This window comes from Bacillus cereus group sp. BfR-BA-01311, assembly GCF_022664295.1.
Taxonomy (GTDB): Bacteria; Bacillota; Bacilli; order Bacillales; family Bacillaceae_G; genus Bacillus_A; species Bacillus_A cereus.
In genome coordinates, this window is record NZ_JAKUHC010000014.1 from 57,992 (window position 1) to 77,785 (window position 19,794).

Below are 19,794 nucleotides of genomic sequence, written 5' to 3' on the forward strand. Positions count from 1 at the left end.
CTAGATATATCTAGGCGCAATTTTTATGAAACATTATTTTTGATTTGCTTATGAACCACTTTATTATAGCAACCATGTTTTACTACTTGCCTAAGATCATCTACTTCAATTCCCATTAGCTCTGTAATATCTACAACAATTGTATTCTGTAGAACACTTACTACATATCCGATTAATTGTAAATTAGGATTTTTACGATATAAAAATTGAACGTAATCCCCAATCATTACCTTTGTTTTATATTCCATTTGGTACCCCCTGAATCTTCATTAATTATTCGTTAGGGTTCCCTTTTTTTGCTTCTTCATACTGTTTAGTAAATTTATAAAATGAAGAACGCTTAATATCATATTTCTTCATAGGTTCTACTACATTAATTGTATCGCAAAATTTTAGTTAGTAAACGAAAGATAAATACTTCCTTATTGTTTCTATTGTATTTAGAAGGTTCTACTCTAAATACAATAAGAAAAGCAAATACACAGGACACATAAATTATCACATTATTCGTAACGGGGAAACCATATTGATTACGGCTTGATTCCATTATATAACAAATATTAACATCCAGAGTTTTAATGTTTGAAAATTGTGTTAATTAAAAATAAAAGCCCGCCTTTCCTCTAAAAATCCCATTTATTGATTTTATATAAAACGTTTTAAATCAATTTTGATATCATAATAAATTAGATAAAATATAGACATAGGTAAATGGAGAAGAATGGTGCATTCTTATCTAAAAATCTATGATTATATTTATATTTAATTCAATAAAATAAAATGGAATTATTATTATCTCTAACTATAATTCTTAAATATATATAAATAGAGTTTTCTTATCTTTTTTATGTATTTGATGAATAAATTAGGGATAGGAAAATTAAACAAACGTGTATTTAAAATATTTTAGTTATGAATCAATGTGTGAGACTATTAATTACTGTTACAATTTTAGATGTCTAGTTTAGTTAATCCCTCATTTATTATGTAAATTTTATATAGCAAAGAAAAAGCATCCGAAAGGGATACTTCTTCTAATAATTTATAGCTACATTGTGATAAATTTCCCGGCTTTTGCGTCTTATTCCCCTTTTGTTTATTTCGTCCCAGTCTCTCTTTTAATAATCTCTTTCAAATTTTGCACTTCGGAAGGACAAGAGGATAAAAAAATAAGTCATGATTCCGAAATAGATGCTGATAATCAACGAATGCAGTAGGGAAATAAATAAGTTCATTCCTGTGAAGATGGCAAGTACATCCACAAGAGATTGTGCTACCAATAAGCAAAAGTTAAGGATCCACCCCTTAACCATCACTGCACGTTCTTTATAATGGCGGATTACCTGAAGCATAATGTTGAAGGAACAGATAAGTACTAGCATAGATGCTCCAAGGTGTAGCATATGCACCATCTGCGAAATGCTTAAACCGTAAAGGCTAGAAATCAGCATTGGAGCAAAGTGGGAAGTCTCCACAAACAAGACTTGCATTCATATGTCGTACAAGTGCTCCACCGTAAATAACCGCATAGATGTAAATTGTATGTAGATAGAATTGGATCCGCATCCCTTTCCTTATGAAAAGTTCTCGGGCATTGAACTTTTTGTCTACTTCGAAAACTAACAGTGTCAGCAATAGTATCGAAGCAAATGAAATAAGCGAGATATCAAAATGTAGCACCAATACGGTATCTGATTGCTGCCTTTGCAACCGACTTGCAGGAAAAAGCTGTTTTAACTGTATTTGCCTCATTTGAAGCGATACATGCGAGATCTTATTTCTATATATTCACAACTCTTTGTACCAACACGGAGATTGACGAGCTTTTTGAATGGGTTAAGGAGAACGAATTTCTTCAATATAAAGCAAATAAAATTGGAGATATTTATAATGGTATAGAGGAAGGCAATACTGAAAGTTTATAGAAATCCATGTTTTCCTCAATTATGTTAGAGTCATTTCTATTTTATTCTGGCATCATTCGTGTTCTCTTTTCTCAAGAGCTATAGCGCTATAGAGTCATGGAATATAGCTACTTATTGCCTTTAAGCTGATAAGTATCCAATGAATCGTCTATTAGATAATAACGTGTCTCGTTATATGGTGAAGTGATAGCGAAGTACATATATATATGACCGTTACGAATAAACTTAATTTCCTCATCTCCTCCAATTGAATAAGCTTCAGGTAATAACTTTTTATATCTAAGAATGATCTTTAATTCTTCATTAAGATTCATATAAATCTTCCCAGGGGTTAGCTACATTAGCCTAGAAAGGGATAAGAAATTGAGCAGATAACCATAATAATTCCAACGATAGTAGTGAAAAGCGCTAGGAAGCTAAGAACAATATAATATAAAAAGTAAGTACCAATCATAATTGCTATTAAAAGCCCTATTATGAGAGATAATGTTCCAATTGTATGTAGAGAAATTACATTTAAAAGTACTAAATCTATGACTATTAAACTTATAATACCGAGGGTTCGCATGGTTATCGCTCCTTTCTAGCTGTGTACATGTGCACTTGTACACATGTACACAGAGTTTATTTTAAAAAAATATAGCGGTTTATGGCTACTACACATATATATAAGGTGTATATCAGTCTATATGTTTTATTTAGGTATAACATGTGTAAATGTGTAAAAGACCACATGTACACATTTACACATGTTATTTTTATTTCTTTTGTTGTTTCTTTGCTTCTTTAAGAGCAGCTTTGCGTTTGATGTTTTCAAGTTGTGCGTGGAATAGTCTAAGTTGTTCAGGAGACAATTTTTCCATATATAAGTTATGCATTTCACCAAGCAGTTCATAAGCATATTGATATTCTGAAATCTCAAGTAATGCATCAAATTCATGTTTAGTTTCTAAAGGCATTCGAATAGTACCACGCTTATCGCCATTCACTAGTGTTGCTTTTGCAGGTAAACTAGGATCATAAGGTGTAGAGGGAATGACATCAGCTTTATAGCCAACATCAATTTTCACTCCTTTATTTTTAGCGCCAGGTTTCTCCCCGCCCTCCTTTTTTCCGAAAAACCCCATGTTATTACTCATTTCTCAATTCCTCCATTTTCTCAATTCGTTCTAAAAATTCATCTGTAAATGGTTCAAAAACTTCAATAAATAATTTCTTGTCCCAATATTGATCTTTATTTAAACCGATACGTGGAATGCTTTGGATTCTTTTAGCGTAAGGTATTAAATTTTTAAATAAATTATTTTCTCCAAAAATGTTTTTTGCATCTTGTAATACTGTTGCATCGATTTTACCAGCACTGTGTAATTGATTTGGTAATATGCCGATTACATCAAGTGGAGCATTAAATTCTTCTACTAATTTTCTTAAGAATCGAGAGATATAATCATTAGCACCATCTAAACTATCACTTTGTGTTTGGAATGCAACGAGTACATAGTCACTTGCTATTGCAGAGCTTTTTGTATAATAAGATGCTGTAGGTGGACTGTCAATGATAACAAAGTCATAATTTTGTTTCAAAGGTTCTAATAGGTGTCTAAAGTAATTAATCTTATTAGCCTCTACTTGATGATAGTTAGGATCCGAAGGTTCAGTATGACCAAATCTTGATGTTAGTAAAGTTTCAAAGTTTTCGAAGTCACTATGAGAAGGTAGTAAATCTAAATTCTCCATTATATTCAACTGCATGTCTTCTAAACTACCATCTTGTACAGCTCTCATTAATGTTTTGTCAAAAGCAAAGTATTCATCATTAATTCTTTTTCTTGTTAAGATCATTGTTTTTGTTGTATTGGCTTGCGGGTCCATATCAACTGTTAGAACTTTATATCCCTTTAAAGCTAAATGATAAGATAAGTGTCTTACAATAGTAGACTTACCAACGCCACCTTTACTGTTTGCTACAGTAATAGTTAATGGTCTTTTTAATTCCATATGTATCCCTCCAAAAAACTTTTCGTTCGTTTACACATATACACATTTACACAAGTTCACATGTGTAAAAACTCTTTAATGCAATTATACTACTAGGCTAAAAAAACATCAATGTATTTTTACACAAGTTCACATGTCCACATTTACACAAGTTCACATTTAAAAGATAAACGCTGATATAATAAGATTTCAATGGATCAATATGAATAATCACGTCCACATTTACACAAGTGTACATTTACACAAGTGTAAAAATCATTCCGATGATTTTTGTCTAATTAATAGAATAAAAGCAGATGAGAGGCGATTTACACATTTACACATTTACACATGTTCACATGTGTAAATGAAAGGAGTTTTGTTGAAATTCCTTGTTTACAAACAAAAAAACTTGTTGTAACGTTATAGACAACAAGTTTCTCAACGCAATTCGATTTAGTTTGATAATATACATAAAAAATTCGGAAGAATTTGTAGGATATATAAGACACATAAACAAAAAAACAAATAAAAAAGAACGGCTGTCTATGAGACTTGGAAATCTCGTGGACAGAGGAAGTAGATCTGCTGGAAACATTTCTACTTCTTGGTGAATACAATTTGCTGGAAACATCTTGTATTCCATTTACGTCACTGCTGTATCAGTGAGTAAACTTCCCAAACCGTTCTAATTAACTATACTAATATGAAATATCTCCTATTAGTATAGTTAATTAGTGTAGATTTGTAAAGATAGAAACCCTTATTTAAGTGCATCTATAAGTGTATTTAATTATGGATTTTTCTAACTTTGTATACAATTCGGGGAGTCTATTTATTTAGGTGAGCAGTGATTTAACTGCTCACCTTTTTTTATTGTTTTAAATCTAGTAGAAAGGAGATCCAACATGAATACAGTACAGAAAGCTATTAATCTTATACTTCATAATGGTGTTCGTAAATATAAACATCAAAATTCAAACGCTGCACTTGTTTCTATTGCAGCTCAAGAGAAATTTGAAAAGAAGATTCTAAACGGTAAGAAAAATAAAAAAGGATCTATTTTCATTACACGTAAAAAAGAAGATTTAAGTGCGAAATTCGGGACGCGTGGCGTTGTATTAACTTCTGAAGAAGCTGTACTGGATCATGTAGGACAAGCTTCTCACTGGACACCGAATGTATATAATTTTGGTACATATAGCGAAAATAGGCTTCGTACAATTGTTGGCCATACAGAAAAAAATTTACAGCAAATCAATTGCTTTGTAATCGATATTGATTCAAAGTCATTCCCAATGACGGCAATTAACGATGTTGCATTAAATGCTGGCTTTGGTGTGCCTACTATGATTCTTCAAACTACAAAGGGATATCAAGTGTATTATGTATTGGATCAAGCTGTATATGTAACAAATAAAAAGAACTATATCGCTATTAAATCAGCAAAAAGAATATCTCAAAACTTGAGAGAAATGTTTGCTGAAAGCCTACCACAAGTGGACTTAACATGTAATCACTTTGGCTTCTTCAGAATGCCATCGGAAGAGAATATGATTATGTTCTTTGAGGAAAATCTTTATTCTTTCAAGGAGTTGCAGGAGTGGAGTAAACGCCAAGATGATAATAAGGGTAAAAAGTTTTTTGTAAGTCCAGGAGAACATAATGTAATTGAGACACCTTTTTCTAAAAATAAACCTGTAGAACAACCAAAACAGATAGAAGAAGCATGGTTTAAACAAGTTATTAATTGCACAAACATTGCACCAAAACAAACAAAAGCAGGGCGAAACAATGCGATTTTCACCCTTTCTTTAGCGTGTTTTCAAAGTGAAGTGTCAATTAGGGAAACCTTAGATATGATGGACCAATTTAATAGTAACCTGGAACAGCCGTTAGATCATGAAGAGGTTAGAGGAATTGTAATGTCAGCATACTCTGGGAAGTACCAAGCTGCACATAAAGATTACATCGATCGACTCCTTCAAATGTATACGACACCTGGGCAGGTAAATTCTTTTCGATCTCCAGCTGCCTTTTGGAGAAAACATAAAAAGCAGCGTGAAGATCGGGTGCGTTCGCATTGGCATGAGTGGGAAGCTGATATTGCTGCCTTCCTATCAATGAATTCTAAGAATAAACCTGTGTTATACTTTACACAAAAAGAGCTATGTGAAGCGCTTAATATACCTAGAAGTACCTTAAATACTGTCTTGAAGAAGAGTAATAAAATATATAAGACTGTAGAAGGGAAAGGTAAAGCAGCAAGAACGGGATTTTCAACAATTGGAATGTTAATTTCATTTGCATTACGTGAAAAAGGGCAAAAAAAAGAAAATTACTTAAGCTATTTAAACAAGATATTCCCCAAAATGGGTAATATCCTATTACAAGCAAAAAGTAATAGCGCTATGGCAGAAGAAACAGTGTCGCATAGCATCATCGAGGGGTTACCAGCTGGTTGAATTTAATTGTCCACTGTGCCAATACATAATTATATCTACGATAGCTTCTTTGGTGAGACAGCTATAGCGTTATGCGTTTAATATATGTTTTTTTCTTTGATGTTTGGGGTTAATTTTTTGTTATTGTTAGTTATAGATTCATTATGGTATGTGAAATTACTTAGATTGTTTTAGAAATTTATTATACTGGTGGTGTGTTATATGGGTAAAAATTATTCTATAGATCGTGATAACAAGGGCAGATATAGACATTCCTATGTATTTATGAGGGGGCTACTGTAGAGATTAAGTTACTTGGTCATGACACTTTGTTAAAAGGGAAAGTTATGACCATTGAAGAATATTATTGTGTTGTAGATGTGGAGGGGGACGATAGTTTTTATCAGGTAACTGTTAATTTTGCAGAAGTGAAATATATTAGGCATGAAGAGTTTGCAACAGTTGAAGAAAGATCCCCTAATTTTAATCCTAAGGATAAGAAAACATCATTTGTGTTTGAGATAGGGGAGAAGGTTTCTTGTGTATTTAAAGATGGTAAGCGTATGAAAGGATTTGTGTTATCTGAGGGTGCCTATTATTTGTATATCAAAACAGAGAAAGGCAATTATTGTACAATTATGAAGAGTGCCTTATCTTATATTGCACATGTAAAACATACTCCTTTATTGGAGTTAAATGATTTTTATATAGAGGAAATGAAAACAGCTGGTCATAAAAAACTAACAGAATATGTTTTTTCTGTCGGAGATGAAATTACTGTATGTTTTGCTAATGGTAAGAATGTATCTGGTGTGGTTCTTGATGAAGGTAAGTATTGGGTGCTGTTACAGTCTGAAAGATTTCAGATTACAGTTTTAAAAGGTAGTTATTCTTATTTCAAACATGGAGTTTTTAAGAGCAAACCTTATTTGTATGTAGCTAATAAAAGGCTAAAAAAGACGTTAAGGAAAGATAACTAGTTATGGCGGGCGGAGACTTTATTAAAACGATAGAGTCTCTTTTTCTTATAATAAATATAGAATGTCTATTGCAATATAATTAATTAACTAACACAAAATTAAGTTATAAGGTTGTTGAGTGGTCTACAATATAGGCAGTTGCATAGAGTTTAATTGTTTTATATTTTATTCGTATTATGAAACAACCTCAAATTTCAAGGTGTTTCGATTTACTATAATATATTCACCTGTTGATTTATTCATTACTTGAGACACTTCCTTGGTATGTGTTACCTCAAACTAATCATTTTGTATATCCACCAATAATTTTATTTCTACATCACTTTCCCCATATTTTAAACCACTATAAGATAATTTTGTCATCGTCATCATCCTTTTCTTAATGAATAATATGTTTTAAATATAATGTTCGAATATCTTTTTTATATTATCTATTATTATTATACTATATCTTATTGAAATATATAAAAATGCAACAATTGTTACAAAAACAGTCTCATTTTTTGTCTTAATTCCCCATAAACGATCGTTTATGGAACTTTGTTAATGTACGGTAAAACCCAGTTTTTTAACTTAGAAATTCGTATTTTGTTAGCGAGACCCTTATTGGCAATGTGAATGATGGAATAGGGGGGAGTGTCGGACCAATTAAATTTTGGTCTACTGCCGCATCATGTAAATCTTTTCTTTTGACATACGTTACCTCCGTGAATTACTTATCATACCTAATCAATGCAGCGGGATGACAAAATGATATTTGTACTCTGTATTTGTTAAGAAGACGGAAACATATCATCTTAAAATAAACATTCGCTTCATAATTTCACCAAATGTAAAAAAGAGAACTTGACGGCCCTCTTTTTACTATTCATCTTCTTATTAAAATTTTTTCTCTAACGCCCGATATTAATCTGCAATTCTTGTTACCACTAAAGATGGATTTCCATAAGAAGAAACTTCACCTTGTGCAACATCAATTATAATACTTAATGAATCATTTGCATTTAATCTAATTAATACTGTTTTCCCGATGGTATACGCATTCAAAACGTTTGCAGGGACATCTGTACTTATAGATGTCGTACCTTCAAATTCACTTTCTTGAACAGGTGTAATATCATTAATATATAACCTAAATTTTAAAACTGTATTTGCAGGGGTTAAATCACGATTAAAGACTCTTGCTGTTAAATCCATATTAATTTCATATATTCCACCACTCAACACTTGGATACTATTATTTAATAAATTAAGATTTGTTCCCAAAGATGGACCAAGATTCTGAAAAATCACTTTTTGGCCTACATTTGCTGTACGAAGTGTATTAGATCTATCATACAATGCTCCATAAGCTACAGTACTTCCAATTCCTGTTGGACCCGTTAATCCGGTTTCCCCTGTGGGTCCTGTTGGACCAGTAGGGCCTGTCGATCCGGTTATTCCGGTCGGACCAGTAGGACCTGTTGCTCCCGTGGGTAAAGTGAATGGCGGGATAGGTGGCAATGTAGGACCCAGTAAGTTCGGATTAAATGCTGCTCCACTCAAAAATTCATTTTCTTCATTCATGTATACACCTCCTTATGATGCTTGTACTTATCATAATTATTAAATGCTCATTACTAGACAAATGATCTTCACATAAGCGGAATCTCTCTTTTTTATTTTTATTTTACATAAATATGACAAAATAGTTGTAGCTGGATTTGTTATGCTTGGTTTAAATCTTCCGAATTGGATGTACGGAGGGAATTTCCTTTTTACAGATGGATGGTGATATGAAAGATGATGAGTTTAATAAATATAAAGAAGCTATGTATAAGGTAGTGAAATAATTGATTTACCCCTATCAGTGGACATTAAAAAAGATGGCTCCGATCGAATATCGGAACCATCTTTTAAGTGCTTGATTTTCCAGGGCTTTTTATTAAACTGTCCATTTTATAGGGTACAGTTCATTTTTAGGCAGCCCTTTTTATTTTGTCCTTTAAATCAATTAATGATTACATGTCATATGTTGTATTGATTTAAAGGGGGTAATGTTAATGTATTATTATGATGGATTTTATAATTATGTACCTTGTAATAATTTATATTTACCAACTGAGTTTATACCAAATTATGAAAGATATTATTATCCTGAGATTAACTATCCTATTCAATATGTGTATCCCGACTATTCAACTTACGAACAAATTCCGCAGAAATATCAAAATAGTCACTTTGGGAGAGGTCCTGTAGAAAATCCGAGTGTTTTAGTTCCAGACGATAAATCAGAAGGGCTTAGAGCTGATCCAGTTGTATTAATTAACTATTGGGCTGAGAAAAATCCAAATTTTCGAAGAAGATGTGGATGTGATAGTTTTGGTTCTTGTCCATCTACAAATCATGGGACATCATACGTAGCTGTTGATTATAATCACAGAAAAGGGCCAGGTAAATATAATATTCGAGTATGGATTAAACAATATGGAAAAGAGTATTATGGTAGATGGAATACCTTCGAAGAAAGATGGAGAAAATTCCAAAATGCTCCTCGAAGTTATACCCATTTTACTTCAGCAATACTATCTGGTCCTAATGCTTCTGGAAGGCAAAATTATTTTAGAAATGGGCATAATGATACCCCTGGTTTACGTACTGGCACATTAGGACTTGAAGTTTATGACAAAAGAACAGGTAGGTCAGTATGGAGGGCCTTATATTATTTTGATAGTGGATTTGGAAGTTTTGGAAGAGAGTGGTTGAGGTGTGGTCACGATTACGGATTTCAATTTGAAGATAGTTAAACTTTATTAAGATAAAGGTAGGAAGTTGTTCTGGTCACTGCACATTGTGTGGGGATTTTTTCATAAAGAAAAGACACCCTAAGGTGCCTTCCGACTTGAACCACTTTAATTTTAATAATATGTATTGGACTCCCATCCAAATATTATTTTACCATGTTAAGTAATATTTGGGTACCGCCAGCATTTCGGAAAAAACCACGTTAAGTAAAAACATACAATAAGCTGCCCATCAGGACAGCTTATTTACATAACTATCGTTATCAGTAGTTAAAAGAATAAACTTGTTTTATTATTTATTATATTAGAAAAGGGAATCTAACTGCTTCAAAGTGCATAAAAATTTGGTCAGGTACAGTAATACCATCCACGGTAGCTTGTGCAAGAATTTGCACGTTATCATTTCTAGATAATTGTGTAATGGTAGAAACATTCAACAGATTACTCGTAACGGTTACTTCTTCACCAAAAAAATCGTTATCAGCCGCCGCGGCCGTTTCCCTATTTATATCAATAAACATCCTCAAACTATAATTTGAGGGAACATTTGGATTAAAACTCAAACTTGCAATAATTAAATATATTCCATCCTGTTTTGGAGTAAAGGTTGATGTAATTGGGTCATATTCATTGTTTAAATCAAATACTTTATTTGGATATGCAATTTGAGTCAAATCAGCAGGTCCTACACTTTGTGTAGTTGCTGCATTGGCAGCCCTAAACGCTGATCGCGGTTCTGCTTGTGCTTGAATTGGAGGAAACGCGCAAGGATTGCACAGATTGTAAGGATTGAAGTGTCTATTTTTTGAGAACAAGAATAATCAAGCTCCTTTCTCTAGTAATATTTAATATATTAAATGTTAGAAAAGTCTTTTTTTCTTGTACGCTTGTCCGTGCTTTTTCAATAAACATGAATGATGAATACCATATTCATATTTGGTTAACATAATGTCTCATTATCGGTAGCGAAGAAAAAGACGAATTCCTATTCTCACAGGGGAATCGTCTTTTTTTGTTCTATGGATCTATGCATTTTTTTATACATTCCTATTCTGGTGCGATTTTAGGGTTCTTGTCTGTTATTGCATTAACCGAAAAACTGTATAAAATTTTGCTTTTTATTAGATAAATATGAACAAATATACAAGCCAAATTACTAGATTCAAATATAAATAATTATATTAAGTTTCAAAAAAAGAGATGAATTATTTTGAACTCATATTTTCAAAAACTAAAGAAATGCTGTCGTAGACTTTTTCCTGCTTTTCCACCTGCTGTCCCTCCTATTATTGTGAAAGATAAATTTCTTTATATATCTAGTACTGACAGGGCGGTATCGATGATGACACGATAGAAATTTATAATATTATCAATCCTACAACCCCTATACGTGTAGGAGAGTTTGGTGCCGGAGATTTAGATTTCCCTAATGGATTAGCAATTTTTACGGTATTCGGATACAACTAGCAATAATAGGACGTTATGTTAATTCTCTATGAATGTTTATTCATAGAGAATTTTTCTTGAAAATTAAAAGAGATTCTTATTTTTAAGCTTTTAAACTTAACGATAACAAACAATCTATTCTTTCCTAAATTTTCAACTTTTATATAAAGAATGAAGTAAGAAAAAGAAAATATAAGATAGGTTAGTAAACAAGCATTCCTTTTATTAAAACATAAAATAATATAACTCTTATTTGCAAAGGGGGGATAAGAAAATGAGCTGGGATAATAATTGTTGGAAACACAAACATCATGATGATTGTTCAAAGCATAGACATCATTGTGATTGTTGGAAACACAAACATCACGATGATTGTTCAAAGCATAGACATCATTGTGATTGTTGGAAACACAAACATCACGATGATTGTTCAAAACATAAACGCCATTGTGATTGTTGGAAACACAAACATCATGATGATTGTTCAAAGCATAGACACCATTGCCATTGTTGGAAGCATAAACATCATTGTGATCGAAAACATTGGTAAAATTGTTTATGATGTTTTACTTCCTATGAGAAATTTTATAAAAAGACTCATTCATGTAAGAAAGAATGAGTCTTTTTGTTTGCCATCAATAATGATAATTGTGTAAATGAGCTGTCCATATGGGCAGCTTATTGTATTTTTTCGGTTAGTGTAGATTATTTTACAAAATGCTGGCGATACCCCTAGTAGAGCTTGGAGATGAGTGAGCCGAATGTTAAATTAAATGCAAAGAAAATCTTGAGGAGTAAAAGTATTAGTGTTGGATTATTTGATTTAGATAGGGTCCTGACGGCAAAACGCGGATTTTATACGCTAAGAAAAATTCTATAAAAAAAGCCGATCTCCTCGTATGTTAAGGAATCAACTTTTTAGAAAGTATTTATTTGATACATATTCTTTGTGATTAGCTTTAAAAAGCTAATCTATAATTTTAAAAAATGAAGGGATATATAAGAGCTGTCGAAACAGCCACAGGAATTGGAGCTACAACTTTATATCGTTATTTAGGTAAGAAAGCATAATCTAGTGAATAGGAGAAGTGTATCATGAGAGGAAAGGAACTACTGACACCTGAGCAACGACCATGTTCATATCTATTCCAAATGAAATGATTGAACATGATGTGGAAATGTATTACACCTTTACTTCACAAGATATTGATTTCATCAATAAGCACGGAAGAGATTATAACCGACTAGGGATTGCTGTACAACTTGGTGTTCTTCGTTACCCTGGCTGGACTTTACTTCAAATCAAAGATGTACCTAAATAAATTATTACTTATATTTCCAAATAAATTGGGGTTTCTCTACAAGAATACTCGAAATATGCACAGCGAGTAGCAATCCGTAACGAACACTTAGAAGAGTTGAGACAATGGTATGGTTATCAGAACCTGTCCTTGCAGGAGTATCACAAAATTGCTCAATATACGCTTCAGCAAGCTTTAGAGAATGGAAATGCAGAATATCTCATTCATGCAACCATTCAGGAGTTACGAAAACGTAAGGTCATTTTACCTGCTATGACAACGATTGTGCGGAGGAACGAATGTTTAAATCTGTTGTATCACCCCTAAGTGATACGCAAAAGCAACAGCTGAAATCACTATTTAAAGTAAGTCCTGTATACAATAAAACGACACTGGCTTCGAGAGGTCCCTGGTCAATCTTCTCCGGAAGCCTTTCTCAAAGTCATACAGCGTTTACAGGTTATTAGAAATTTAAAGCTACGGGTAGATGTAAAAAAATTCATCCCAAACGACTATTGCAGTTGTCTTGCTTAGATTCCAAATACGAATCGCGTTCCTTCCGGAGGTTTAAGGAAAATAAAAAGTTTGCTTTGCTAGTTTTGCATCTTTTTCATCTGAGCCAGGACCTTGTAGATCATGCATTTGAGATTCATGACAGACAGATTACGTTGTTACTATCTAAGGGACGAAAAACACAAGAGGAAATACAAAAATTAAACGGGAAGGCTGTAAATGAAAAGGTCATCCACTTTGCTGACTTAGGTTCGGCATTGATTCAAGCAAGAGAGCAAGGGATGGAACCATATGTAGCCTTAGAACCTATTATGCCTTGGGAGGACTTTGTAAATACCATAATGTAAGATTTCCGCACCAATCATAACAAATTCAGTTACAACCATTTTGTCATATTTCGTCGAAAGAAAATAAAAAAAGAGAGCCGTAGCCCTCAATGGATAATGGGGTAAAAATATGCAAAACTTTACCTTTATTAAACGAGAATGATTTCTTTTATGATGGAATCAAAATTATAATATGTCTTTGTTGCTTTGTAGCATTTCCACATATAAAGAAACCTGTTTGGCAAAACGTCCTTTCTGACGCCCATCAAGCTCCTCGTAGGCTTTTTTGATGTCGCTTTGCAGTAAAGCTAGCAGTGAATCATCTTGTTCATTCTCGAAGTTGAGAAGGGCATCTGTAGAAATACGAAAAATCGACGCTAAAGTTTTGATGCTTTCAACATCTGGTTGGTGTCGATCGGTTTCCCAATGTTTCATTTGACCATGACTAAAACCATGTTCATCAGCAAATACCTCTTGGGTTAAACCTGTCTTTTTTCTAAAATATTTAATAGTTTCTCCTAATGTTCTCATAGTGTGAGTATAGTTAATCAGTCAGCTACATACCACAAAAGTTAGAAATACTAACTTAATAATAAGTAAAGTTAGATAACGAAGTAATTTTAAGTAATTATAGAGCTTATGTTCCTTTTTTGGTGGTAATATATGCATATGGATTATTTCTTTTTCAAACATTTGATTATTTTCCTTATCGTGGAGGAGTTTAAGGGATTTGTAAGTCAATATTGTAGATGAAAAATAGTTAGCTGATTAGAGAAGGAGAGAGTGCAAATGAAAAATACTCAACAAATGTTAGCAATTACTGAGGTTGGAAATAAGTGGATTAATGAAAAAGGAGTGATTATAGAACATAAAAGTGAAGGTATTAAGTGGGAGCTAACAGATTCCTTTGTAGAAATGGGAGTCGAGGTGTGGAATATGAGATGGTTAAAGCTTCTTAAAAATCCTGAACTTAATATTCTACAAGGAAAAGAAAAAAAGGAACAAATGTCACTTATGTTCACACCATCTCACAAGGAAAAAGCTCGTAGAATTGCAAAAAGCCATAACATAAGTGTTAGCGAATTATTTGCTTATTGGCTAGACCAACATTAAAGTAAAAGGATTTTAATGGTTGAACAAGTAAAGAGATTCAATGCTTTCGTAAAAGGAATGCTTTATGAAAAATGGGTGGCTTGCAATAAGTAGTATTCTATTAATTAATAAGCTTTCATACTTAGGAGAGTTGCTTTCTGGTTGGCGTCTAAATAAAAACGGTAACATAGCGCTATGTCACTGTTTTTATTTAGTTTAAAAATTCATAATTGAAAATAGGTTCGTTTGCCATCTTTCTTAATAAGTTTGATCAGCATAATGTATAAAGAGAAGGACGTCCCCTCTTGTTTAGAATAAATTAACTACTCAAAGTAGATAAAATAATCATTGCCTGCTGAAAATGTCAGTGGTTATTAAACTAATTGTCATATCTTATAGGATATTTTGTATTGATTTCAGTGCTGCTTTAAACATAATTTGTGAAATTATGTTTAAAATAATTACACTATCATTTTTATTCTTTTTTTAATAAGTTCGTTGATTTTTTGTTTACTAATTTTGGGGTTTTCATCAAGAATATTATCTTTTGTAGGTTGTTCTTTAGTTTCTTGTAAATTTGTTAATGATCTTTAAATATGTAATAAGGCTTGTGCCGATAATTTAAAGATTTGTGCTACAACTTCCATTGCATTCTCTGTGTATCATCTATATTCACCATTTCCATATCAACTTCTTTATGAAATGTTTAACATATTATGACACATAACTGGAAAAGGTGGTAAGATTTTGGGGTATTAGTAAATGGGCAAGCTACGGGTTTACCATGGTAATCCCCAAAAACGTTGTTTTTGACTTGGTAGGATTTTCCTACGACCTTTACAAATATAAATAAGCAATTTTTTACAAAATCACTTATATATTTGTTGTCGCTTCGCTCGATTAAATAATAAAATGGGTGGTGAAATTATGGGGTTTATTCATAAAACATATTTGCAAATAACTTTAGATGAAAAAGATAAAGAAATGATAAAAAATAAAGCTGTAGAATTAGGATATAAATCGACTTCAGCATTTCTTATTGATTCAGCAAAAACTCATTTTAAACTTAATGTCGATATGAAAGTTTATAGGGATTTGACTAAAGAAATAAACTATATTGGTAAGAATATAAACAGCTTAATTAGAAGGATCAATACAGACGGAATTTATACGGATATCGACATTGATTTTTTAAGAGTTAATCAGAGCAAAATTATAAATTTAATTAATACCGAATATGACCGTTTAATTGATTTGAAAACCAAGTTTAATAGCGATAGTTTGAGTAAAAAACAAAAGGAAAAATTAATACAATCGTTAACTGAAAATCAAATACAGATACCAAAAAAATTGGCATTAGAGGAAGTGTACGAAAAGATTAAAGAAGATTTTATTTACATCATTGAATGTATAGAAAATTCGCCTGAACAAGATAAAGAAGTAACAGAATATGTTTGGCAATATTTATATGGAGATACACTTTTTAAGTTAGATGATAATCAATTAATTGAATTGGCCGATAGCATTTTTATTTTTGTACAGAAATTAAAATTTAAGCTTTCCAAACTTGATAATGTTTTTGAAGATGATGATTGGTTTGAACTGAAGGATATATTAGATGAATATGAAATTTATTAGGTAGGGATTAGTTACAATGTCTATTGCTACAATATAAAAATTGGTTTTGTTGCAAAGATTACATTTATTTGAAAGAGTTATATAGATTCCTAATAGTTGATGAATAAACTTCATTTCATTTTGGACAGACTTGTCCAGTAAATAAGTTGGACTTTTTTATTAAAACGATGATCTTGCTCTACAATGTTATTAGGTTATTTTATCTGTCTTATTTGAATGCCTACAGGCATCTTTTTCTCTTTCTTCAATTCTTCGATTTCCATAGGGTTGGCCGTTTTTTGGTCTACTGTAATCACACGGGTCTTGGAAACATAAAAAGACCACAAATCTTTCTTGGAAAAGCGCTTTGCAGCTTTTGATTCTCTCGTTTGTTTAGGGAAAAATCAATTGTGTTTCCTTACGAATCAACAACACGATAGAGATGCATCCATTGACCTTTTACTTTAATATATGTTTCATCGCTCCTCCAAGAGTCGTTTGTTTGTCTGAGGTGACTAAGGATTCGTTTGTCCAATTCATGACCATACTGATGAGCCAAACGCATAATCGTTGTATGAGAAATAGATAACCCCCGTTCTTCTAGCATTTCCACCAAATCACGAAAACCGTAGGTACCATCTTACCATTAATAAAATAATATCAGGTTGATAATGCTTCCATTTGAATACATTTTCCTTTTCCATATCAATCATGCATCCTTTCTAAAGTAATAGTAGCAGTATGTTCAAGAGTTATAGGTCCTTAAGTTTTTGTATAAAAAACCTTTTTCTTTTGTGAATAAGATAACCTTACAACTCCTTAATATAATAAGACGTAAAAATAAAATCAAAAATCTAATCCCTTATAAGAAACAGTTTTTTGTGTTCTTACAAGCAAAATACAAAATGTTCATATTCCCCTGTCTACTTGACAGGGGGCAGTTCACAAATAGGTCGTGAGAGATAAAAAGATAACATAGCGCTATGTTATCTTTTTTGTATGATTTTTCTGAGAAGAGAACAAGGGGGCTTGTTATGGCTGGTGATAGTCCTAATGAAGACCATCATGTATTAGAATGGGTCATTATTGGTTTTGAGGTCTTTTTTACAATCTTTGGTTCTTGGAAGTTGAACTTTATTTTTAGAAAAATTGTAAATATAAAATGGAAAGAAAACAGGATTAATTAAGAAAATGAAGGGGAAATCCGAGAAGGAATTTGATGGTCATTTGAGATTATCAGCATCAGGGAGACTGGATCTTGAATTTGCAAGTAAGTGATAAGAAATAAAAAAGTTCTTTACTCATTCGGAAATGCAACTATTAAGTGGTTTGTTAGTAAAGAACTTTTTATATAAGGACAGTAAGAAATAAGAGGAGGAGAAATAAATAAAAAACTGCAACATCAGTTGCAGTTTTTTATTTAAAGTAAATTCAGAAATGCATCTACTAATGTAGATGTTCCTAGTAATATAGAAATAATCTTTTCGAAGTTACATGAAAAATCGCTGTCTACATTTCTATTATATTAGAAAATTGCAGCTTCATCTTGTTATAAAAAGCATCCGTACATATTATAGCGCTATGTTGCTGGTCAATACCGACAACAGTCATATAGATAGAGAGTAAATAACCATCTTCATAATATGTAATTAGTATTTCTTCTTCAGATAATAAGGAACACAATAACATGTTCTCGATCAATAAGATCGGCCGAGTTACTTTGTTTTTCTCTTTAATGATTTCACGGATACCAGCAAACTGTTCAGGCATCGCTGCAAACGGAGTGAATTTCACCATACCTCTTCCTTTTGGCATATTAGCGTTAATCATGATCTATGTCCTCCTATTAGTGTGTTTCTATGTCTAGCTGTAGCGCTATGTGTGTAGGAAATCCCTCGTAAAATACTGTTCTTCCCAAATTTTGTGCGTATTTCATCCATTACTTTTGTTAACTTCACCTCTTATTCTCGTTTCCTGACATGATCAAAAAGAGAAATTTGTTCTTCTCCTTCTTGAAGTAAGTTTGTTAAAGAGATGTTTATACTGCGGATGGGTTCACCAGTATACTGTTGATGTAAAAAGTATGTACAAATTTTATAAATATCCATTGTTAAGTTAGTTGGACGGCTTAAAGTATGTGTTTTGCTAATACCACCGTTATAATTCTTGCTATAACCGACAGAAAAATGAACGGTTTGAGCAAGTTTAGTTTGTCTTCTAAGCCGATAACAAACTTCTTCTATATGCTCCAGTAGAATAATCGGGAATTCTTCTATTGTGTAGTCACGCATTAAAATTTGGCTTTTTCCAACAGAAGTTGTTGCGGGAACATATTTTTCTGAAATGCGACTAAAGTCGATTCCGTGGCTATGTAAGTGTAATTCTTCTCCAATCTTGCCGAAACTCTGTTTTAAGTATTTAAGGGGATAATTGGCTAAATCTCCATTAGAGTATATTCCCTTTCTATTTAACTTTTCTTCTGTTTTATATGATATGCCCCAAAATTTATTAAGGGGTCGTATGCTCCATAGTTTGGTAGGTATATCCTCGTACTGCCACAAAGCAATTCCATCTTTGTTCTTCTTAGCTTCAATGTCTAGGGCAACCTTACTCATGAGTGGGTTAGGAGCAATTCCGATTGTACATTCAACTCGTGTATGATCATATATTTCACGTTTGAATTTCATAGCGAATTCGTAAGGATCTTGGGCGAATAAATGGATGCTATCAGTAATATCTATAAAAAATTCATCGATGCTGTATTGATGAAAATCCTCAATAGGAACGTATTGCAAAGCTAATTTTGTTATGTAATTGGAGCATTTAATGTATGTACTCATTTTCAGGAGTAGCATAGTCTATGCTGCTCCTTTTTTCTATAAAAAATTTTAAAGGTGGAGTTTTGAATGGAGAAGGTAGAAATTGCAAATGAACTCTTGAAAAATAGTACAGGAAGTATAAAAAAATTTTAGAAGAGTATCTTTTAAAATTTTATGAACTGGAGAAAAGAAAATATGAAAATGAAGATGATGAATCATTAGTACGTCTTCATAATTGTATTTCGTATATAAAAGAAGAAGATTTTGATATTACAGGATGGGAGTTGTGGGAAGTTCCAATTTTATATTCACACTGTTTTTTTTATAAGCAGACTAATGAACAATTGGATCTAGCGATATTTTATTTTTATGATAAATGTGTAAATGTACACAAATACACATTTACACTTGTTCACAATGTTTTCGAGAGTAGCATAATCAATGCTGCTCCTTTTTTAATATGAAATATGTGTAAATGTACACAAATACACATTTACACTTGTTCGCAATGTTTTCGAGAGTAGCATAATCAATGCTGCTCCTTTTTTAATATGAAATTTTAATAATGAGA

Annotated in this window: 19 protein-coding genes and 6 pseudogenes; 11 read left to right on the forward strand and 14 right to left on the reverse strand. The window is 32.2% G+C overall.

All coding sequences use genetic code 11. The features are described from left to right. Positions 1 to 23: 23 nt before the first annotated feature. Positions 24 to 248: a DUF2187 family protein gene (locus MR136_RS23660; RefSeq protein ID WP_071728768.1), complete on the reverse strand. Its 225-nt coding sequence runs from the start codon at positions 246 to 248 to the stop codon at positions 24 to 26. 1,189 nt (positions 249 to 1,437) lie between these two features. Next, positions 1,438 to 1,752 carry a COX15/CtaA family protein gene (locus MR136_RS28670; protein WP_139365867.1) on the reverse strand — a complete coding sequence of 105 codons (315 nt, stop codon included), beginning with the start codon at positions 1,750 to 1,752 and terminating at the stop codon, positions 1,438 to 1,440. On the opposite strand from MR136_RS28670, the gene MR136_RS23665 reads away from it, so the two are divergent. After that, positions 1,716 to 1,925, forward strand: coding sequence for a ribonucleotide-diphosphate reductase subunit beta (locus MR136_RS23665; RefSeq protein ID WP_242259639.1), 210 nt, complete (start codon positions 1,716 to 1,718; stop codon positions 1,923 to 1,925). The two genes, MR136_RS28670 and MR136_RS23665, sit on opposite strands and share 37 nt — an antisense overlap. A gap of 107 nt (positions 1,926 to 2,032) precedes the next feature. On the opposite strand, the gene MR136_RS23670 is transcribed toward MR136_RS23665, so the two are convergent. The 4 genes from MR136_RS23670 to MR136_RS23685 form a co-directional block, all read right to left on the reverse strand. Continuing rightward, positions 2,033 to 2,239, reverse strand: a complete 207-nt coding sequence (locus MR136_RS23670; protein ID WP_071728770.1) for a hypothetical protein — start codon at positions 2,237 to 2,239, stop codon at positions 2,033 to 2,035. Between the two features lie 26 nt (positions 2,240 to 2,265). Further along, positions 2,266 to 2,493, reverse strand: coding sequence for a hypothetical protein (locus MR136_RS23675; protein WP_071728771.1), 228 nt, complete (start codon positions 2,491 to 2,493; stop codon positions 2,266 to 2,268). A 190-nt stretch (positions 2,494 to 2,683) separates the two neighbouring features. Further along, a complete protein-coding gene (locus MR136_RS23680) occupies positions 2,684 to 3,064 on the reverse strand; it encodes a hypothetical protein (protein ID WP_078421273.1) in 381 nt (126 codons plus the stop codon). Continuing rightward, positions 3,057 to 3,923, reverse strand: coding sequence for a ParA family protein (locus MR136_RS23685; RefSeq protein WP_071728659.1), 867 nt, complete (start codon positions 3,921 to 3,923; stop codon positions 3,057 to 3,059). The genes MR136_RS23680 and MR136_RS23685 overlap by 8 nt, the downstream gene beginning before the upstream one ends. A gap of 887 nt (positions 3,924 to 4,810) precedes the next feature. Between MR136_RS23685 and repS the strand changes: the two genes are divergently transcribed. Together repS and MR136_RS23695 are read left to right on the forward strand one after the other, a co-directional pair. Beyond that, positions 4,811 to 6,367: a replication initiation protein RepS gene (repS, locus tag MR136_RS23690; RefSeq protein WP_078421272.1), complete on the forward strand. Its 1,557-nt coding sequence runs from the start codon at positions 4,811 to 4,813 to the stop codon at positions 6,365 to 6,367. Between the two features lie 201 nt (positions 6,368 to 6,568). Continuing rightward, a pseudogene (locus MR136_RS23695) lies at positions 6,569 to 7,326 on the forward strand (hypothetical protein). Positions 7,327 to 7,500: 174 nt separating this feature from the next. On the opposite strand, the pseudogene MR136_RS28675 reads toward MR136_RS23695, so the two are convergent. The 3 genes and pseudogenes from MR136_RS28675 to MR136_RS28500 all read right to left on the reverse strand — a co-directional run bounded on the left by MR136_RS28675 (position 7,501) and on the right by MR136_RS28500 (position 8,892). Further along, positions 7,501 to 7,689 (reverse strand): annotated as a pseudogene (locus tag MR136_RS28675) (hypothetical protein). A 205-nt stretch (positions 7,690 to 7,894) separates the two neighbouring features. Beyond that, positions 7,895 to 7,975, reverse strand: coding sequence for an exosporium leader peptide-containing protein (locus tag MR136_RS28680; protein WP_071728685.1), 81 nt, complete (start codon positions 7,973 to 7,975; stop codon positions 7,895 to 7,897). Positions 7,976 to 8,232: 257 nt separating this feature from the next. Continuing rightward, a complete protein-coding gene (locus tag MR136_RS28500) occupies positions 8,233 to 8,892 on the reverse strand; it encodes an exosporium leader peptide-containing protein (RefSeq protein WP_078421271.1) in 660 nt (219 codons plus the stop codon). A 470-nt stretch (positions 8,893 to 9,362) separates the two neighbouring features. On the opposite strand from MR136_RS28500, the gene MR136_RS23705 reads away from it, so the two are divergent. Continuing rightward, positions 9,363 to 10,112 (forward strand): hypothetical protein, encoded by a 750-nt coding sequence (locus tag MR136_RS23705; protein ID WP_139365866.1) that lies wholly within the window; start codon positions 9,363 to 9,365, stop codon positions 10,110 to 10,112. A gap of 296 nt (positions 10,113 to 10,408) precedes the next feature. Here MR136_RS23705 and MR136_RS23710 read toward each other — a convergent pair whose 3' ends face one another. Next, positions 10,409 to 10,924 (reverse strand): hypothetical protein, encoded by a 516-nt coding sequence (locus tag MR136_RS23710; RefSeq protein WP_016125301.1) that lies wholly within the window; start codon positions 10,922 to 10,924, stop codon positions 10,409 to 10,411. Between the two features lie 395 nt (positions 10,925 to 11,319). On the opposite strand from MR136_RS23710, the pseudogene MR136_RS23715 reads away from it, so the two are divergent. The 4 genes and pseudogenes from MR136_RS23715 to MR136_RS23730 form a co-directional block, all read left to right on the forward strand. Continuing rightward, positions 11,320 to 11,552: pseudogene (locus MR136_RS23715) on the forward strand (LVIVD repeat-containing protein); the annotation flags it as partial. A 314-nt stretch (positions 11,553 to 11,866) separates the two neighbouring features. Next, a complete protein-coding gene (locus tag MR136_RS23720; protein ID WP_071728664.1) occupies positions 11,867 to 12,211 on the forward strand; it encodes a hypothetical protein in 345 nt (114 codons plus the stop codon). 522 nt (positions 12,212 to 12,733) lie between these two features. Beyond that, positions 12,734 to 13,183 (forward strand): annotated as a pseudogene (locus MR136_RS23725) (DUF4158 domain-containing protein). A gap of 263 nt (positions 13,184 to 13,446) precedes the next feature. Continuing rightward, positions 13,447 to 13,716, forward strand: a complete 270-nt coding sequence (locus tag MR136_RS23730) for a hypothetical protein (RefSeq protein ID WP_242259640.1) — start codon at positions 13,447 to 13,449, stop codon at positions 13,714 to 13,716. A gap of 165 nt (positions 13,717 to 13,881) precedes the next feature. Here MR136_RS23730 and MR136_RS23735 read toward each other — a convergent pair whose 3' ends face one another. Next, a complete protein-coding gene (locus MR136_RS23735; protein ID WP_078421270.1) occupies positions 13,882 to 14,226 on the reverse strand; it encodes a helix-turn-helix domain-containing protein in 345 nt (114 codons plus the stop codon). A gap of 258 nt (positions 14,227 to 14,484) precedes the next feature. Between MR136_RS23735 and MR136_RS23740 the strand changes: the two genes are divergently transcribed. Beyond that, positions 14,485 to 14,808, forward strand: coding sequence for a hypothetical protein (locus tag MR136_RS23740; protein ID WP_071728666.1), 324 nt, complete (start codon positions 14,485 to 14,487; stop codon positions 14,806 to 14,808). Between the two features lie 906 nt (positions 14,809 to 15,714). Further along, positions 15,715 to 16,425 carry a hypothetical protein gene (locus MR136_RS23745; RefSeq protein WP_071728667.1) on the forward strand — a complete coding sequence of 237 codons (711 nt, stop codon included), beginning with the start codon at positions 15,715 to 15,717 and terminating at the stop codon, positions 16,423 to 16,425. Here MR136_RS23745 and MR136_RS23750 read toward each other — a convergent pair. Then, positions 16,402 to 17,108: pseudogene (locus tag MR136_RS23750) on the reverse strand (IS6 family transposase). The gene MR136_RS23745 and the pseudogene MR136_RS23750 sit on opposite strands and share 24 nt — an antisense overlap. A 330-nt stretch (positions 17,109 to 17,438) precedes the next feature. Between MR136_RS23750 and MR136_RS23755 the strand changes: the two are divergent. Beyond that, positions 17,439 to 17,591, forward strand: a complete 153-nt coding sequence (locus MR136_RS23755; RefSeq protein WP_170879416.1) for a hypothetical protein — start codon at positions 17,439 to 17,441, stop codon at positions 17,589 to 17,591. Between the two features lie 322 nt (positions 17,592 to 17,913). Here MR136_RS23755 and MR136_RS23760 read toward each other — a convergent pair whose 3' ends face one another. Next, a complete protein-coding gene (locus MR136_RS23760) occupies positions 17,914 to 18,234 on the reverse strand; it encodes a YolD-like family protein (RefSeq protein ID WP_071728669.1) in 321 nt (106 codons plus the stop codon). After that, positions 18,231 to 19,244: pseudogene (locus MR136_RS23765) on the reverse strand (DinB/UmuC family translesion DNA polymerase); the annotation flags it as partial. The gene MR136_RS23760 and the pseudogene MR136_RS23765, both read right to left, overlap by 4 nt. Between the last annotated feature and the right edge of the window lie 550 nt (positions 19,245 to 19,794).

Coding starts and splice junctions, on each gene's coding strand:
- MR136_RS23705 (WP_139365866.1), top strand. CDS start 9,363: ATGTTAATGTATTATTATGATGGATTTTATAATTATGTACCTTGTAAT.
- MR136_RS23735 (WP_078421270.1), bottom strand. CDS start 14,226: ATGAGAACATTAGGAGAAACTATTAAATATTTTAGAAAAAAGACAGGT.
- MR136_RS28670 (WP_139365867.1), bottom strand. CDS start 1,752: ATGAGGCAAATACAGTTAAAACAGCTTTTTCCTGCAAGTCGGTTGCAA.
- repS (WP_078421272.1), top strand. CDS start 4,811: ATGAATACAGTACAGAAAGCTATTAATCTTATACTTCATAATGGTGTT.
- MR136_RS23755 (WP_170879416.1), top strand. CDS start 17,439: ATGGCTGGTGATAGTCCTAATGAAGACCATCATGTATTAGAATGGGTC.
- MR136_RS23745 (WP_071728667.1), top strand. CDS start 15,715: ATGGGGTTTATTCATAAAACATATTTGCAAATAACTTTAGATGAAAAA.
- MR136_RS23740 (WP_071728666.1), top strand. CDS start 14,485: ATGAAAAATACTCAACAAATGTTAGCAATTACTGAGGTTGGAAATAAG.
- MR136_RS23685 (WP_071728659.1), bottom strand. CDS start 3,923: ATGGAATTAAAAAGACCATTAACTATTACTGTAGCAAACAGTAAAGGT.
- MR136_RS28500 (WP_078421271.1), bottom strand. CDS start 8,892: ATGAATGAAGAAAATGAATTTTTGAGTGGAGCAGCATTTAATCCGAAC.
- MR136_RS23675 (WP_071728771.1), bottom strand. CDS start 2,493: ATGCGAACCCTCGGTATTATAAGTTTAATAGTCATAGATTTAGTACTT.
- MR136_RS23720 (WP_071728664.1), top strand. CDS start 11,867: ATGATGATTGTTCAAAGCATAGACATCATTGTGATTGTTGGAAACACA.
- MR136_RS23660 (WP_071728768.1), bottom strand. CDS start 248: ATGGAATATAAAACAAAGGTAATGATTGGGGATTACGTTCAATTTTTA.
- MR136_RS23680 (WP_078421273.1), bottom strand. CDS start 3,064: ATGAGTAATAACATGGGGTTTTTCGGAAAAAAGGAGGGCGGGGAGAAA.
- MR136_RS23760 (WP_071728669.1), bottom strand. CDS start 18,234: ATGATTAACGCTAATATGCCAAAAGGAAGAGGTATGGTGAAATTCACT.
- MR136_RS23670 (WP_071728770.1), bottom strand. CDS start 2,239: ATGAATCTTAATGAAGAATTAAAGATCATTCTTAGATATAAAAAGTTA.